12 protein-coding genes are annotated in these 14,439 nt (G+C 69.4%); 4 read left to right on the top strand and 8 right to left on the bottom strand.

Translation table 11 applies throughout. From position 1 onward, the window contains the following. The first annotated feature begins 42 nt into the window (after nt 1–42). Nucleotides 43–612, top strand: a complete 570-nt coding sequence (locus ACYVIO_RS12240) for a dihydrofolate reductase family protein (protein ID WP_460650818.1) — start codon at nt 43–45, stop codon at nt 610–612. Here the strand turns inward: ACYVIO_RS12240 and ACYVIO_RS12235 are convergent. Further along, nucleotides 569–1,582 (bottom strand): EamA family transporter, encoded by a 1,014-nt coding sequence (locus ACYVIO_RS12235; RefSeq protein WP_460650817.1) that lies wholly within the window; start codon nt 1,580–1,582, stop codon nt 569–571. The genes ACYVIO_RS12240 and ACYVIO_RS12235 overlap by 44 nt on opposite strands. 69 nt (nt 1,583–1,651) lie before the next feature. Here ACYVIO_RS12235 and ACYVIO_RS12230 point away from each other — a divergent pair, with 69 nt between their 5' ends. Next, a complete protein-coding gene (locus ACYVIO_RS12230) occupies nt 1,652–2,509 on the top strand; it encodes a LysR family transcriptional regulator (protein WP_460650816.1) in 858 nt (285 codons plus the stop codon). Here the strand turns inward: ACYVIO_RS12230 and ACYVIO_RS12225 are convergent. From ACYVIO_RS12225 to ACYVIO_RS12200, 6 genes are read right to left on the bottom strand one after another with little or no spacing between them, the layout of a single operon-like run. Beyond that, entirely contained in the window at nt 2,502–3,026 is a 525-nt protein-coding gene (locus ACYVIO_RS12225; RefSeq protein WP_460650815.1) for a type 1 glutamine amidotransferase domain-containing protein, read from the bottom strand. The genes ACYVIO_RS12230 and ACYVIO_RS12225 overlap by 8 nt on opposite strands. Nucleotides 3,027–3,084: 58 nt before the next feature. After that, on the bottom strand, nt 3,085–3,612 hold the full coding sequence (locus ACYVIO_RS12220) for a gamma carbonic anhydrase family protein (protein WP_460650814.1): 528 nt from the start codon (nt 3,610–3,612) through the stop codon (nt 3,085–3,087). Nucleotides 3,613–3,622: 10 nt separating this feature from the next. After that, complete coding sequence (locus tag ACYVIO_RS12215) at nt 3,623–4,846, bottom strand: MFS transporter (protein ID WP_460650813.1); 1,224 nt, start codon at nt 4,844–4,846, stop codon at nt 3,623–3,625. Further along, complete coding sequence (locus tag ACYVIO_RS12210; RefSeq protein ID WP_460650812.1) at nt 4,843–6,192, bottom strand: GH1 family beta-glucosidase; 1,350 nt, start codon at nt 6,190–6,192, stop codon at nt 4,843–4,845. Before ACYVIO_RS12210 ends, ACYVIO_RS12215 begins: the two co-directional genes overlap by 4 nt. Further along, complete coding sequence (locus ACYVIO_RS12205) at nt 6,182–6,799, bottom strand: YbjQ family protein (RefSeq protein WP_460650811.1); 618 nt, start codon at nt 6,797–6,799, stop codon at nt 6,182–6,184. Before ACYVIO_RS12205 ends, ACYVIO_RS12210 begins: the two co-directional genes overlap by 11 nt. Nucleotides 6,800–6,826: 27 nt before the next feature. After that, on the bottom strand, nt 6,827–10,015 hold the full coding sequence (locus ACYVIO_RS12200) for a penicillin acylase family protein (RefSeq protein ID WP_460650810.1): 3,189 nt from the start codon (nt 10,013–10,015) through the stop codon (nt 6,827–6,829). 147 nt (nt 10,016–10,162) lie between these two features. Between ACYVIO_RS12200 and ACYVIO_RS12195 the strand changes: the two genes are divergently transcribed. Both ACYVIO_RS12195 and ACYVIO_RS12190 read left to right on the top strand, forming a co-directional pair. Next, complete coding sequence (locus ACYVIO_RS12195; RefSeq protein WP_460650809.1) at nt 10,163–10,753, top strand: TetR/AcrR family transcriptional regulator; 591 nt, start codon at nt 10,163–10,165, stop codon at nt 10,751–10,753. 197 nt (nt 10,754–10,950) lie between these two features. Next, entirely contained in the window at nt 10,951–12,042 is a 1,092-nt protein-coding gene (locus tag ACYVIO_RS12190; protein WP_460650808.1) for an aminotransferase class V-fold PLP-dependent enzyme, read from the top strand. A 50-nt stretch (nt 12,043–12,092) separates the two neighbouring features. Here the strand turns inward: ACYVIO_RS12190 and ACYVIO_RS12185 are convergent, their stop codons facing one another. Beyond that, nucleotides 12,093–14,297 (bottom strand): DEAD/DEAH box helicase, encoded by a 2,205-nt coding sequence (locus ACYVIO_RS12185; protein ID WP_460650807.1) that lies wholly within the window; start codon nt 14,295–14,297, stop codon nt 12,093–12,095. Between the last annotated feature and the right edge of the window lie 142 nt (nt 14,298–14,439).

The following is a 14,439-nucleotide window of genomic DNA, read 5'->3' as shown; positions in this document are numbered from 1 at the left end:
ACGTACTGGCTGGTCCGCTGTTCGCGTGTGTGAGCATGGGGGATGCCGAAGATCAGCGTGGTGAACTTCCAGTCGCTCGACGGGGTCGTGCAGTCCGTGTTGTCGCCGGACGAGGACCGGTCGGGAGGGTTCGCGCACGGCGGGTGGGTGTCGGCGGGGTCGGACGAGGTCGTCGGTGAGTTCATGCAGGCGGCGACGGTTGGTGCGGGTGGGTTGCTGTTGGGAAGGAAGACATACGAGACCTTCGCGGCGACGTGGGCGCCGGCGGATCAGAGCGAGCCGGCGGTGGCGGCGCTGAACCGGATGCCGAAGTACGTGGCGTCGCGGACTCTTGGGTCGGCTGAGTGGGAGAACAGTGTTGTCCTGGGCCCCGATCTGGTGGCGTCGATCCTGGCGATCTCAGAGGATCTGGTGGTCTTCGGGAGTGCTGATCTCCTGCGGACGCTGTTTGCTGACGGGTTGGTCGACGAGCTGCATCTGCTGACGTTCCCGTTGGTCATCGGGTCGGGGAAGAAGATGTTCGGGGAGCTGGCCGAGCCGCTGCCGATGCGGTTGACGGCTTCGAGGACTACGCCTGCTGGGGTGACGATTTCGAGCTACGCGTTGGGGTGAGGGCGCTGGTGGCGTTGGCGGTGATGACCGCGGTGATGGCTGCCCACTCGAGGATTCCCAGGCGTTGGTTGAGGAGCAGCCAGCCGGCCAGGGCGGCCAGGAGCGGGTTGACGCTCATGAACAGGCCGAAGAACGAGGTGGGGACGAGGCGGAGGGTCAGCATGTCCAGGAGGTACGGGACGGCTGAGGCGAGCAGGCCGGCTGCTGCGGCGTACGCGAGGTACTTGGGGGCGGGGGTGTGGTGGATGAGGATCCAGCACCCGACTGGGAGGTAGGCGACGGCGGAGACTCCTGCTGCCGCGGCCGCGCCTTGGGCTGAGGGCAGGCGGTTGGCGAGGGTGCGGTTGAGGAGGATGTACCCGGCCCAGCAGCAGGCGGCGATGAGGCCGAAGAGGATGCCGAGGTAGTCCGTCGTCGGTTGGGGGCGCATGAGGACGAAGACGGCGGCGCCGGCTATCAGGGCGCAGGCTAGGTCTACTCGTCGCCGGGAGGTGGCTAGTGCGACCGCGAGGGGGCCGAGGAACTCGAGGGTGACGGCTAGGCCTAGGCCGATGCGATCGACCGCGGTGTAGAGGGTGAGGTTCATCGTCGCGTAGATGGCTGCGAGGGCGAGGATGGGGAGCCACTGGCGGCGGGTGAAGGTGCGGAGCGGTGGGCGGACGACCGCGAGCATGACGGCGGCGGCGACTGCTTGGCGGATGGCGACTACGCCGGCGGGGCCGAGGGCGGGGAAGCCGAGGGCGGCTGTTGCCGCGCCGACCTGGTTCGAGACACCGCTGGTGAGCATGAGGAGAATCCCCCGCAGCTGCCCGGCGGGCATGCGGCCGGACCCGGCCGTCTGGGGCGACGCCGCTGCGGCCGGAAGAGTTGTGGTGGAGGCTGGGGCGAGCGGCCCGGTCTGACCGTCCGGCGCGGGCGCGGGGCGGTGAGGAGGCGTTGGCTGGGGTGCGGCCGTGGCGGGGCTGCTCATCTTTGCAGGGTGCGCCTTGGGGGCGTGATGCGCAAAATGCATCTGGTGGTGGATCTATACGCTGGGCGTATGGAGGTTGAGCTGCGGCATCTGCGGTGTCTGGTGGCGGTGGTCGATGCGGGGACGTTCACCGATGCGGCGATCGTGCTCGGGGTGTCACAGGCTGCGGTGTCGCGGACGGTGGCGGGGCTGGAGCGGGCGCTCGGCGTACGGGTGTTGTATCGGAGCAGTCGGAGCATCACCTTGACGGCTACCGGGGCTCAGCTAGTGACTCGGGCTCGGCATCTGCTGGACGAGGTGGATGATCTGGTGCGGGAGGCCACCTCGGGGCATGCGCGGCTGCGGATCGGGCATCCGTGGTCGGCGTTGGGGCGGCATACGACGGGGTTCCAGCGGCGGTGGGCTGCGTTGTACCCGGACGTCGAGCTGCTGCTCGTGCGGACGAACACCCCGACCGGCGGGCTGGCGGAGGGCGCTTGCGACCTGGCCGTCGTACGGACTGCTGTGGACGAGAAGGCGTACGCGAGCACGGTGGTCGGGGTCGAGCGGCGGCATCTGGTGCTGGCGGCTGACGATCCGTGGGCGCGGCGGCGGTCGGTGGCGTTGGACGAGGTCCGGAGCCGGACGGTGCTGGTCGACCGGCGTACTGGTACGACGAGCCCCGAGCTCTGGCCGGCGGGTACGGCGCCGCGGATCGAGCACACGGCGGACGTCGACGACTGGCTCGCGTTGATCTCGGCCGGGGACTACGTCGGGATCACGCCGGAGAGCACGGCGACGCAGTACGGGCGGGCGGGGGTGGTGTTCCTTCCGCTGCAGGACGCGCCGCCCGTGCCGGTCCGGGTGATCTGGCCTCGGCAGGATCCGCATCCGTCGACGCAGAACGCCGTCGCGCTGATCAGCGAGGCCTACCAGCAGACTATTTGAGTGCCTCTAGCAACGTCTTGTTGAATGCCGGGAGGTCGTCCGGGTTGCGACTGGTGATCAGGTTGCCGTCGACAACAACCTCTTCGTCGACCCAATCCGCGCCGGCGTTGCGCAGGTCGGTCTGCACGCTCGGCCAGGAGGTGAGTCGCCGGCCGCGGACGGCGTCGGCCTCGACGAGGGTCCACGGCGCGTGACAGATCGCGGCGACCGGCTTGCCGGAGGTCATGAAGTCCTTGACGAACGCGACCGCGGTCGCGTCGGTCCGCAATGCGTCCGGGTTGGCGACGCCACCCGGCAGTACCAACGCGTCGAAGTCGTCGACCGCGACGTCACCCACCGCCTGATCAACCGGCCGCTTCTCAGCAGCCGTCAGGTGGTCGAACGTCTGCACCTCACCGGTCTTCGGGCTCAGCAGCACAGGCTCGTGCCCAGCCGCCTTCACCGCATCCCACGGCTCGGTCAGCTCAACCCGCTCGATCCCCTCGGACGCCACCAAAAACGCGACCTTCTTGCTCATCAGCCCACTCCTCCTCCGGTACGACGATCAGCCGCCCCGGTACCCCAGTGGAGGACTGCTACTCCTCCACCAGCTCCACCGACTCCGCGTGGCGGCGGGCCAGGTCGTGGTAGACGGCGGCGTTGTGGTCCACGAACAACCGCGCGGTGCCTTCGAGGGGGATGATCTTCTTGGCGGGGCTGCCGAGGGCTACCGACTCGCCGGGGATCTGGCTGCCGGGGGTGACGGTGGCGCCGGCGGCGATCAGGGTGCGGGGGCCGACGACAGCGCCGTCGAGGACGATCGCGCCGTTGCCGATCAGGGCGGACTCGCCGATCGTGCAGTCGTGGACCAGGCACTGGTGACCGATCGTCACGTTGCGGCCGACCTCGCAGACGTTGCCGCCGCCGACGTGCAGCACCGAGTTGTCCTGGATGTTCGCGCCCTCGCGGATGACGATCCGGCCGAGGTCCGCGCGGATCACCACGCCGTACCAGACCGAGACACCCGCCTCGACGACCACGTCGCCGACCAGCGTCGCGGTCGGGGCGATCCAGGCGTCGGGGTGCACCTGCGGGGACTTGCCTTCGAAGGAGTAGAGCGGCATGGGCGCCAGACTAAGCGACGGTCTTGATCTGGCGAACCAGTACGGCGCCGAGCAGCGTGACCGCGGCGGCGAGGCCGTAGAGGATCGGGTAGCCGCCGGCGTACTTGACGATCGGAGCGGCGAGCGCCGGTGCGAGGACCTGCGGCAGTGAGTTGGCGATGTTGATCACGCCGAGGTCCTTGGCGCGGTCGCGGGCGCTCGGCAGGACCTCGGTGAGCAGCGCGAAGTCGACCGACAGGTACACGCCGAACCCGGTCCCGAGGATGATCGCGCCGACGATCGCGCCCGTCCAGGTCGGCCAAACAGCCAGTACGGCGGCCGCCACCGCCATCACGACGCCGGAGCCGGTGACGAAGATCTTGCGGCGCCCGACGCGGTCCGACCAGGCGCCGGAGCTGACCGCGGTGAGGATCACGCAGAGGCTGTAGATCGCGGTCAGGACGAGGACGCCGACGTCCGGGTCGTCGTACTCCACGGCGTCCTGCAGGTAGAAGAACAGGTAGAGCGTGCCGAGCCCGTTGCCCAGGTTGAGCAGGAAGCGCGTCAGCCAGGCCCAGCCGAAGTCGGGGAAGCGGCGCGGGCTGATCCAGAACCCCTTCCAGAACTCGGGCCAGACCAGCGGCGTGCGCTCGACCATCGGGCGGTCGCCGCTGCGGAGCAGGTACGGCACGACCGAGATCAGCAGGAACGCCGCGCACGCGAGGTAGCCACCGCCGACCCCTCCGACGACGGTGGCGAGTCCGACCCCGACGAGCGCGCCGAGCGTCTGGGCGAGCGCGACCCAGCCGCCGACGACACCGCGCTGCTTCTTCGGCACGAGATCCGGTACGGCGGCGGTGATGGCCGCGAGCAACGCGTTGCCGAACAGTTGCACCAGGCACCAGCCGACGAGCATCCACAGCACTGCGCTCGATCCGCTGAGCACCAGCAGCCCGACCGCTCCCCCGATGCCCCCGGCAAACACCCACGGCGTACGGCGGCCAAAACGCGAGGAGGTCCGGTCGGAGATCGCACCGAAGACGGGGTTGGCCACCACCGAGACCGCAGCGCCGACTCCGGTAACCAACCCGAGCACGAACTCTTTGTTGCCAGGCGCAACAGCTTCGGACTGCTTCGCCAGGAGCACTTGAATGGGTCCGAGCCAAGCAGCGAAGACACCGACGTTGGCGAGGACAACGGCGGTGGTCCACCCACGCCGAACCGGTACAACAGGTTCGGCCAGGGCCGTACTCATCCTCGGCTCTTGGCGATCAGGTCGCGGTACCAGGCGTACGACGCCTTCGGGGTGCGTTCCAGCGTCTCGAAGTCGACGTGGATCAGGCCGAAGCGTTGCGAGTACCCGGCGGCCCACTCGAAGTTGTCGAGCAGGGACCACTGGAAGTAGCCGCGGACGTCGAGGCCGTCGTCGATCGCGGTCTTCAGGGCGCGGACGTAGCCGTCGAGGTAGGCGATCCGGTCCTGGTCGTCGACACCGTCGTACGAGCAGCCGTTCTCCGTGATGTAGATCGGCGGCAGGCGGTCGCCGTAGCGCTTGCGGAAGATCTGCAGGATCTCACCGAACGCCTCGGGGACGACGGGCCAGCCGAAGTCGGTCTCGGGGTAGCCGGTGAGCTTGCGCGGCTCGAACGGCAGACCGGGCGGCAACGGGATGCCATCGGTCGCACCAACATCCGCAGCACCGGTCGGCGCACCCACGAGCGTCGGCGCGTAGTGGTTGAGCCCGAAGAAGTCGAGCGGAGTCGAGATGACCTTCAGGTCCTCAGCCACCGGCCCGGGCATCGCCTCCGCGAACCCTTCGGGATAACGCCCCAGCAGGATCGGATCGGCGAAGAGCCAGTTGATCAACGTGTCATAGAGCCCGGCCGCCTCAACATCCTCCGGGGCCTCACTCGCCGCCCACACCGGCGCATGATTGCTCGCGAGACCGATCGCGGCCGCCCCACCTGCCCGCAAAGCCTGTACAGCGCGCCCGTGCGCCAGCAGCTGATGATGCGCGACCGGCAACGCCTCGAACCCGAGCTGCAGCCCCGGCGCGTGCGCGCCCACGGCGTACCCCATCATCGTCAGTACGACGGGCTCGTTGATCGTCATCCACAGCGGCACCCGATCCGCGAACCGCGCGGCCAACAAGGCGGCGTAGTCCGCGAACCGCTCGGTGATGTCCCGCTGCGTCCATCCGCCCAGGTCCTCGAGCGGCTGCGGCGTGTCCCAGTGGAACAGCGTCGGCGCCGGCTGGATGCCCGCGGCAAGCAGTTCGTCGACCAGGCGGTCGTAGAACCCGATGCCCTCGGCATTCACCGCGCCCCGGCCCTCCGGCTGGATCCGCGACCAGGAGAACGAGAACCGGTACGTGTCGACGCCCAGCTCCCGCATCAGTGCGACGTCCTCGCCGTACCGGTGGTAGTGGTCGCAGGCAACAGCACCGGTCTCACCGCCCAGCACGCGGCCCGGCTCCGCGCAGAACCTGTCCCAGGCCGACGGGCCGCGACCACCCTCGGTCGCGGCTCCCTCGATCTGGTACGCCGAGGTGGAGACACCCCACCGGAAGTCCGGGCCGAAGTCCGGCAGCTCAGCTGTCATTCGCATCATCCTCGTCGTCGGGCTGGGGCGAGGTGTCCTGCGGCCGCGGCGGCTCGGCCTTGCGGACGATCACCGCCGTGCCGTACGCGGCCACCTCGCTCATGGTCTGCGCGATCTCGTTGCAGTCGAACCGCATCGCGAGGATCGCGTTGGCGCCCATCTGCTGCGCCATCTGGCACATCCGCATCACCGCGACGTGCCGCGACTCGGCCAGCATCTGGGTGTACTCGGGCACCTCACCGCCACCGAGCGAGCGGAAGCTGGCGGTGAAGTTCGAGCCGAAGTCGCGGCTGCGCACGGTCAGGCCGAAGACCTCGCCGAACACCTTCTCCGCGGTGTAGCCGGGCAGGTCGTTCATCGTCGACACCAGCACCGGGTACGGCGAACCGGCCGGCGCGACGTGCGGCACGTTCGACGCTTGCGTCGGCTGGTACTGGCCCGGCGCCTGGCCGTAGCCAGGCGGCGGGCCCTGCTGGTACCCCGGAGGCGGACCCTGCTGGTACCCGGGCGGCGGGGGCTGGTACCCCGGAGGGGGTCCCTGCGGGTAGCCCTGCTGCGGCGGGTACGGCGGCTGGTTCGGGTTCTGGGGAGGGAAGTTCTGGTTCATGCCCTCATCCTCCCAGGCACGGTCGACTCATTGCCGGTAGACCTGCGCCTCGTACAACGAGTACCCGTACGACGTCGCCCGCTGCGTCCCCGTCACCCGCACGTACCGCGCGGAGGCCGCCGGGAACCGGACCACGTCGACCCCGCCGTCACCGTTGCTGGTGGCAAAGACCTGGGTCCAGTTCACGTTGTCCCGCGACACCTCGACCCGGTACGCCTTCGCGTACGCCGACTCCCAGCGCAGCACCACCCGGCGTACGGGCTGCTCGCTGCCGAGGTCGACCTTGAGCCACTGCGGGTCCGACCAGTTGCTCGCCCACCGCGATCCGAGATCGCCGTCGACCGCCTTCGCGGGCGGCGAGTTGAACAGCCCGCTCTCGTGACTGCTCGCGGTCGCCGTCTTGCCGAGCGCCTGATTGCTCACGTCGTCCCCGCGCCGGGCCGGGAACTCGACCACCTGCTGGTACGTCGGCCGGTTGACCCACGCCATCCGGTCCTGCGTGATGCCGCCCATCGGCTGGTGCACGATCTGGTCGGCGCAGAACTGGTCCCCTGCCGCGCAGTCCGCGGTCGCCGGGTACGTCGTTGCCGCCGGCACCTGGGTCGCGGCCTTGAGCGCGTCGGACAGGACCGTCCGGCACTCGCTCAGCGAGCCGCCGCCGCAGTACGTGACCGGCTGCGGCGTCGCGACCGGGTCGCCGAGCACCTTGCGGAGGTCGCGCTGGACGAATCCCCACCAGCCGTTCTGGAACGCCGATCCCTGCGCGCTCGGCCGCTCGTCGATCTTCTGGGTGTGCACCAACGCGTCGTACAGCTCAGGTCCGAGCTTGGTCCGGAACTGGGCCGGGACGAGCAGCGGCCACCAGGCGTCGAGGATGCGGATCGCTTCCGCGTGGTCGTACGTCTTGGACGCTTCGCTCGGCGTCTTGCGATGACTGCCTGCGGCCTGCCAGGCGGTCAACTTGGCGATCGCGTCGGCGACGGCCGGGTCGGTGACCGGTGCGCTCTTCAGGACACGCAGCAGGTACGGCAGGACCTGGTCGGCGCGGAGGTCGACCGTAGCGGCGTCCTCCATCGCCTCGACGAGCTTGCCCCGGGTGAACTTCTGGCCGCCGTTGATGACCGCCTTGATCCGGTCGTCGAGCGGCTGGCTGCGGTAGACGGAGTTGTAGCCGAAGTTCCCGTCGGCCGCCGAGAAGCCGGGCGCCTGCTTGTTGTTCCAGCTGGTCAGGTAGTCCTGGTTGACCACCTGCGGATGCTGGTTCGGCGGGGTGTACGACGCGCGGTTGGTGTCCGGGTTCCAGCCCTGCCACTCGTAGCTGCTCCAGGTCGGCAGGTTCGGGTCCGCGCCGCTCGGGCGGACGGGATTGTCGCCGGAGTTGAAGTACGCGATGTCGGTCTTGTCGGTGTAGAACCAGTTGAAGGTGTAGCCGATGTTCGTCGCGGCGGTCTGGAAGTCCTGCGCGTTATGGATCCGGTCAGGGTCGTTGAACAGCATGAACCCGAGCGCGGAGCCGGCCTCGTTGCCGTACGTCGAACGGTTCTTGGTGAACAGCACCGGCTTGCCCGCGACCGTGCCGCGGTGACTGACGATGCCGTACTTCGTCCGTTGCGCGACCAGCGTGTACGAGCCGGCCGGTTCCGACGAGCCGAGGCTGGAGTACCACGCGTTGTGGCGCTCGAGCTTCTCGATCGGCGTACAGGTGCTGCGGAACAGGTAGTGGGTCGAGGCCTTGGTCGGCGTACTGCCGTCGGGCTCACACAGCGGTACGGCGTACGTGTCGGTGATGTCCTGGCCTGCGCTCGTGGCGCTCCACGAGTAGTCGGCGCCGCGGCCGATCAGGGTGTAGAAGTTCAGCCCGGCGAAGGCGACGCCGCGCGAGCTGACGCCCGGGCCCTGCAGCTCTTGGCGGAGCAGGAGCTGCGGGGCGAAGTACGACGTCTGCGGGCCGTAGACCGCGATCGGGTTGCCGGTCTCGGTGTGGGCGCCGGAGACCATCAGGGCATTGGACATGCCCTTCGGGCCGAAGCCTTCGGGGAAGACGCCGCTGTCGAAGATGCCCTTCAGGGATTCCTTGCCTTGGGCCTTGTTCGGAGGTTTGAAGGCGTCGCTGCTCTTGGGCTGAGCCTTCTTGGCGGTGGCCGATCCCGTCTGGTCGACGACGAGCGGCTCCGGCGTGACCGAGCCGCGGTCGGGCATCGCGCGGCCGGCCGGGTTGGCGCCGGTCGTGCCGTACGGGAAGGTGGCGCCGTTGTGCACCGTGGTGCTCGCCTCGGGGTCGTTCTGGGAGCGGAACGACTCCCAGACCTTGGTGCCCTCGGCAACGCCGTACTTGGCCTGTGCTTCGAGCAGCGCGAGGGCGGAGGCCATCTCCCCGCCGCCTCCGGTGCCGAAGATGCCGGCCACGACCGCGGCGGTGGCGACGACGTCGGTGACCTTCCAGCGCGGCGTCGGCCAGGCGAGGCCGAGCGCGACGTACTCGCCGGGGTAGGCGATGCCGATGGTGTCGATGTAGTTGTTCACGCCGTCGACCCAGGCCTGGATGTCCTGCTGCATCTTCACGCCGTCGGCGCCGTAGCGCTCGTCGGCGTCGTCGTACTGCTTCTGCAGGTCGGCTTCGTTGTACGGCGCGGTGCTCCAGAACTCCTGCTCGAACTGACGGTTCCCCTGGGCGCCGCCGGCGAAGGGCGTGAGCTGGCCGCGGCCGAGGTGGCGGAAGACGTCCATCACGAACAGCCGGTCCTGCGCCCCGGCGTACCCGGCGCCGAACATCGTTCCGGAACGCGTGGTTCCGGTGATGTGCGGGATCCCGCGCGACTTGTCGCGCACGATCGTCACGTCGGCGCGCGGCTTGAAGGTGCTCGCGACGTCACCGGACTTCACGCCGAACGAGGCGTCGTCGAAGTACGGCGAGAGCTTGTCGTCGGTCATCCCCTGGGAGTTCCACACCAGCTTCTCGTACGGCTTCACGGTGTCGCTGAAGTGAGGTGGACGAACGCCGAACCCCTTGAACAGCAGCAGATCCGTGAACGTCGCGTTCCCGTTCTGTCCGGGCGGCACGATGTCGGAGCACTGCCCGACGCAGTAGTCGGTGGGCGGAGCCGCTTGAGCTTCAGCCTGGGCCTGGGGTGGTAGTCCGGCGATGGTGAGAGCGGAAACACTGAGTACGGCGATGGCGGCGCGCAGGGTGAAGCGGTGTGCTGGGCGGGACGGCACGGGTCCTCCCTCAAAGACTCGGGGCGAGCGATGACGGCAGGGGAAATGTCTGAAAACTGACGATGACTCACTAGTAGCATCAGGTCAAGAGTCTTGGACGCTTGACCTGATCCGTCTAGTGTGAGAGCTCCGGTCGAGAGGAGTCCGATGCCGCGCGTGCCCGCCGACGTTCGCCGTACCGAGCTGGTCCAGGCGGCGATCCAGGTCGCCACCCGCGAAGGGCTCGCCGCGACCACCACCCGGCGGATCGCCCAGGAGCTCGGGATCTCGGTCGGCGTCGTGCACTACTGCTTCCGCTCCAAGGAGGAGCTGCTGCACGAGGTGATCCGCGTGATCGCCGACGCCCAGGTCCAGGCAGCCCGTACGGCGATCGTCCCCGGCGCCGACCTGCCGTCCAGCGTCCGCAACGCCTTCGTCGGATTCTGGAAGCTGGTCGAGGAGACCCCCGAGGCTCAGCTCCTGACCTACGAGCTGACCAGCTGGGCGTTGCGCAACGCCGACACCGAGCCGCTCGCCCGCGAACAGCGCGAGTCCCAGCTCGCCGGCATCGAGCAGATCCTCGGCGAGATCTCGGAAGCCTGCGGCGTGTCGTGGTCGGTCCCACCCGGCCAGCTGGCCCGGATGACGCTGGCGATCACCGACGGCATCACCCTCGGCTGGCTCGTCGACCGCGACACCGACGCCGCCGTCCAGGTGCTGGAGACGTTCGTGGATCACCTGCTGCAGTTGGCCTCCTGACGCTCGTTGCTCCCAGCAACCATACCTCGGCGGGCGTCGAAACAGCCGACCACGGCCCCCACGGAGCCCCGCCCCGAGCACCGCCAAGCGAAGACCCAGCTTTTCACTTTCGTCTCAGGTACTTCACGCTCCCGGCAACGCCGAGTACCGATTGGGTCTCGCCTTTGACGGTGCGTGACCACTAATGTGATCAAATCATGAGCATCCATGAGCGGCACCGGCTGACCGAGGTCGTCAACGCGCGCGGGACGTTCACGCCGCTGGGGGTGTCCAGGAGCTCGGCCGCGGTCGCCGGCGCGGTCGCGGAGGCGCTCCCCGAGTTCTTCGTGATGGACGAGCTCGGCGACCGGGCCAGCGACGCGATCGCGCACGCGACCGGCGCCCAGGCCGGGACCGTCGTGCACTGCACCTCGGCGGCGATCACGCTCGCCGTCGCCGCCTGCATGGCCGGCGCCGACCCGCGCCGGATCGCCGCACTGCCGGACGCCCAGGACATGCACAACCGCGTCGTCCTGCCGGCCAACCACGTGATCGACTACGGCCAGTCCAACCTGCAGGCGATCCGGCTGGCCGGTGCCCACGTGACGCTCGCGGGCGACGAGAACCGTTGTGGGCTTGACGATCTGGACGAGGAGCTCGACGGCCCGGACGTCACCTGCCTGATGCTCGTCTCGTCCCGGCTGACGTCCGGCGAGCCGCTGGACCTGACCGCCGCGGTCCGCGCCGCGCATCGCCGCGGCGTACCGGCGATCATCGACGGCGCCGGGCAGTTCCCCCGTACGGCAGACCTGCTGGCGACCGGGGCGGACCTGGTGCTGATCAGCGGCCAGAAGTACCTGGGTTCACCGACCGCCGGACTGGTTGCCGGGTCGCGCCGGTTGGTCCAGGCCGTGCGGGCCCAGGGCAACGGGATCGGCCGCGGGATGAAGCCCTCAAAGGAGGCCGTGGTCGGCGTACTGGCTGCTCTGGAGGAGTGGCAGGCGATGGACCGGGCCAAGTGGACGGCTGATCAGGCGACGAAGGTGACCGATTTCGTCGCGGCGGCCGGTGAGATTCCGGGAGTGGTCGCGGAGGTCGTGCCCGATCCGACGTCGCTTCCGCTGTCGCGCGCGCTGCTCAAGGTCGCCGATGCGCCAGGGCTGGCGCGCGAGCTGGAAGCCGGGTCGCCGCCGATCTACGTGATGACCGATCGGCAGGACGCGGGCGAACTGATGCTCGAACTGGTGTCGCTCGACGAGGCCGAGATCGCGACCGTGGTCGCGCGACTCTGGGCTCTGCTGGACAAGTGAAGGCCCGGTTTCCCCTGTGGGTGCAGGGAAAACCGGGCCTCTACGTCAGGTCAGCGCTGGAACGACTTGCCGCCGCTGCGCTCCGGACGACGACCGCGGTCGCCGCCACGGCCCTCGAAGCTCCGGCCGCTCGGACGGTTGCTGCCGTACCGCTTGCCGCCGCCGCCCTTGTTGCCGAAACGCTTCGGCTTCGGCTCGGGCAGCTTGACCGGGTAGCCCGACGGACGCGTGCCGCCGGTCAGTTCGGTCACCAGCTCGTCGCCCGGACGCGCGCGCACAGGCTCGGTGGCGACACCGGCCGACTCGGCCATCCGGATCATGCCCCGACGCTGGTGCGGCAGGAGCAGGGTGACGACGGCACCCTTGCCACCGGCACGCGCCGTACGGCCCGCGCGGTGCAGGTAGTCCTTGTGCTCGGCCGGCGGGTCAGCCTGGACGACCAGGCCGACGTCGTCGACGTGGATGCCGCGGGCAGCGACATCCGTTGCCACCAGCACCGGTACGGAACCGTCCTTGAACTGCTCCAGGGTGCGGTTGCGCGCGCCCTGGGTCAGGCCACCGTGCAGCGCCGCGGCCATCACGCCACGGTCGCGCAGCTGGGTGGCGACGCGGTCGGCGCCCAGCTTGGTGCGGACGAAGACGATGGTGCGGCCGTCGCGGCTGGCCAGCTCGGCCGTCAGCGACTGCTTGTGGCCCGGCTCGATGACGAGCAGGTGGTGCTCCATCGTGGAGACCGTGGCCTGGCCGGACTCGGTCGAGTGCGTGACCGGGTCCTTCAGGTAGGTCTTCACGATCGTGTCGACGTCGTTGTCCAGCGTCGCCGAGAACAGCAGGCGCTGGCCTTCCTTCGGGGTCATGTCGAGCAGCGTGGTGACCGCCGGCATGAAGCCCATGTCGCACATGTGGTCGGCCTCGTCGAGGACCGCGATCTCCACTGCGCCGAGGTCGGCAGCGCCCTGCTCGCACAGGTCGATCAGCCGGCCAGGGGTGGCGATCAGCAGGTCGACACCACGACGCAGCGCGTCGATCTGCTTCGGGTAGGGCAGGCCACCGGCGATCAGCTTGACCGAGACACCCATCACGTGGGCGAGCGGCTCGAGCGCATCGTGCACCTGCATCGCGAGCTCACGGGTCGGCACCAGGATCATGCCGCGCGGACGGCGCGACTCGGTGTGGCCGCTGGCCAGACGCATCAGCGTCGGGAGCCCGAAGCCGAGGGTCTTGCCGGAGCCGGTCTGACCGCGACCGAGCACGTCCTTGCCGGCCAGCGCGTCCGGAATGGTCGCGGCCTGGATCGGGAACGGCTTGTCGATGCCCTCGCGGGCGAGACGCTGCACCAGACGCGGCGCGAGGCCGAGGGCGGCGAACTCATTGCCCTCCGCAACCGTGCCGAGGTCGACCGGCTGCTCGACCGGACGCTCGACGCGCTCGGTCCGCTCGGTCCTCTCGTACGCCGGGCGCTCGGTCCGCTGGTACGACGGACGCTCGGTCCGGTCGTACTGCGGGCGCTCGGTGCGCTGCTGGTACGACGGACGCTCGCCACGGTCGTCCCGACGCGGGGCGTCCGAACGCTCGCTCCGCTGGTACTGCGGGCGGTCGCCGCCACGGTCGTTGCGGTCGTTCCGGTCGAACTGCGGGCGATCGGTCCGCTGCTGGTACGACGGACGGTCACCGCCGCGGTCGTTGCGGTCGAACTGCGGCCGGTCGGTGCGCTCCGGGCGGTCGGTCCGCGACTGCTCCGCGCGGTACCCCTTCACGGGGCGGTCGCCGGTCCGGTTGTCGTTCGAGCGGTAGTTGCTGCTGCCGCTGGTCCGGCTGTCGGTCCCGCGGTAGTTGCTGCTCCCGCTGGTCCGGCTGTCCGTGCCGCGGTAGTTGCTGCTGCCGCTCGTCCGGTTGTCCGAACCGCCGCGGTAGTTGCTGCCGCCGGTGCGGTTGTCGGTGCCGTTGGTCCGGTTGTCGCGGTAGTTGCTGCTGCCGCCGCCGCGGGTGCCGCGCTCGCCGAACTTACGGTCGTTGCCGCCGTCGCGCGAACCACGGTCGGAGTACTGGCTCGGGCCGCCACGGCGCTCGAGCTTGGTGTCGTCGCGAACCTCGCCACGAGCTTCGCGGGACGCGGTGTTCTGGGCGACCTCGCCCGCGGCCATCCGCTCGCCGTACGACTGGGTCTGGAACTTCTTGTGGCGCGGCTTCTTCACCCGATCACCGGCGTCAGCGCCGTCGTTCGGGACAAACTGGTCCTGGTGGTGCTGGGACACGCAAACTCTCTCTCAACGTCACGGCCCGATGCCGGACCGCCCACACACAAGCGCCGGCCACGAAGCGTGGCCGGAATTTGGTGCTGGCAGGAGACTAGGCATCGACCTGCGGGTGCTCATCGCGTTGCACCCATGTCGCCGG

Source organism: Kribbella endophytica, assembly GCF_054781295.1.
This window is presented reverse-complemented; position numbering and strand designations above follow the sequence as displayed.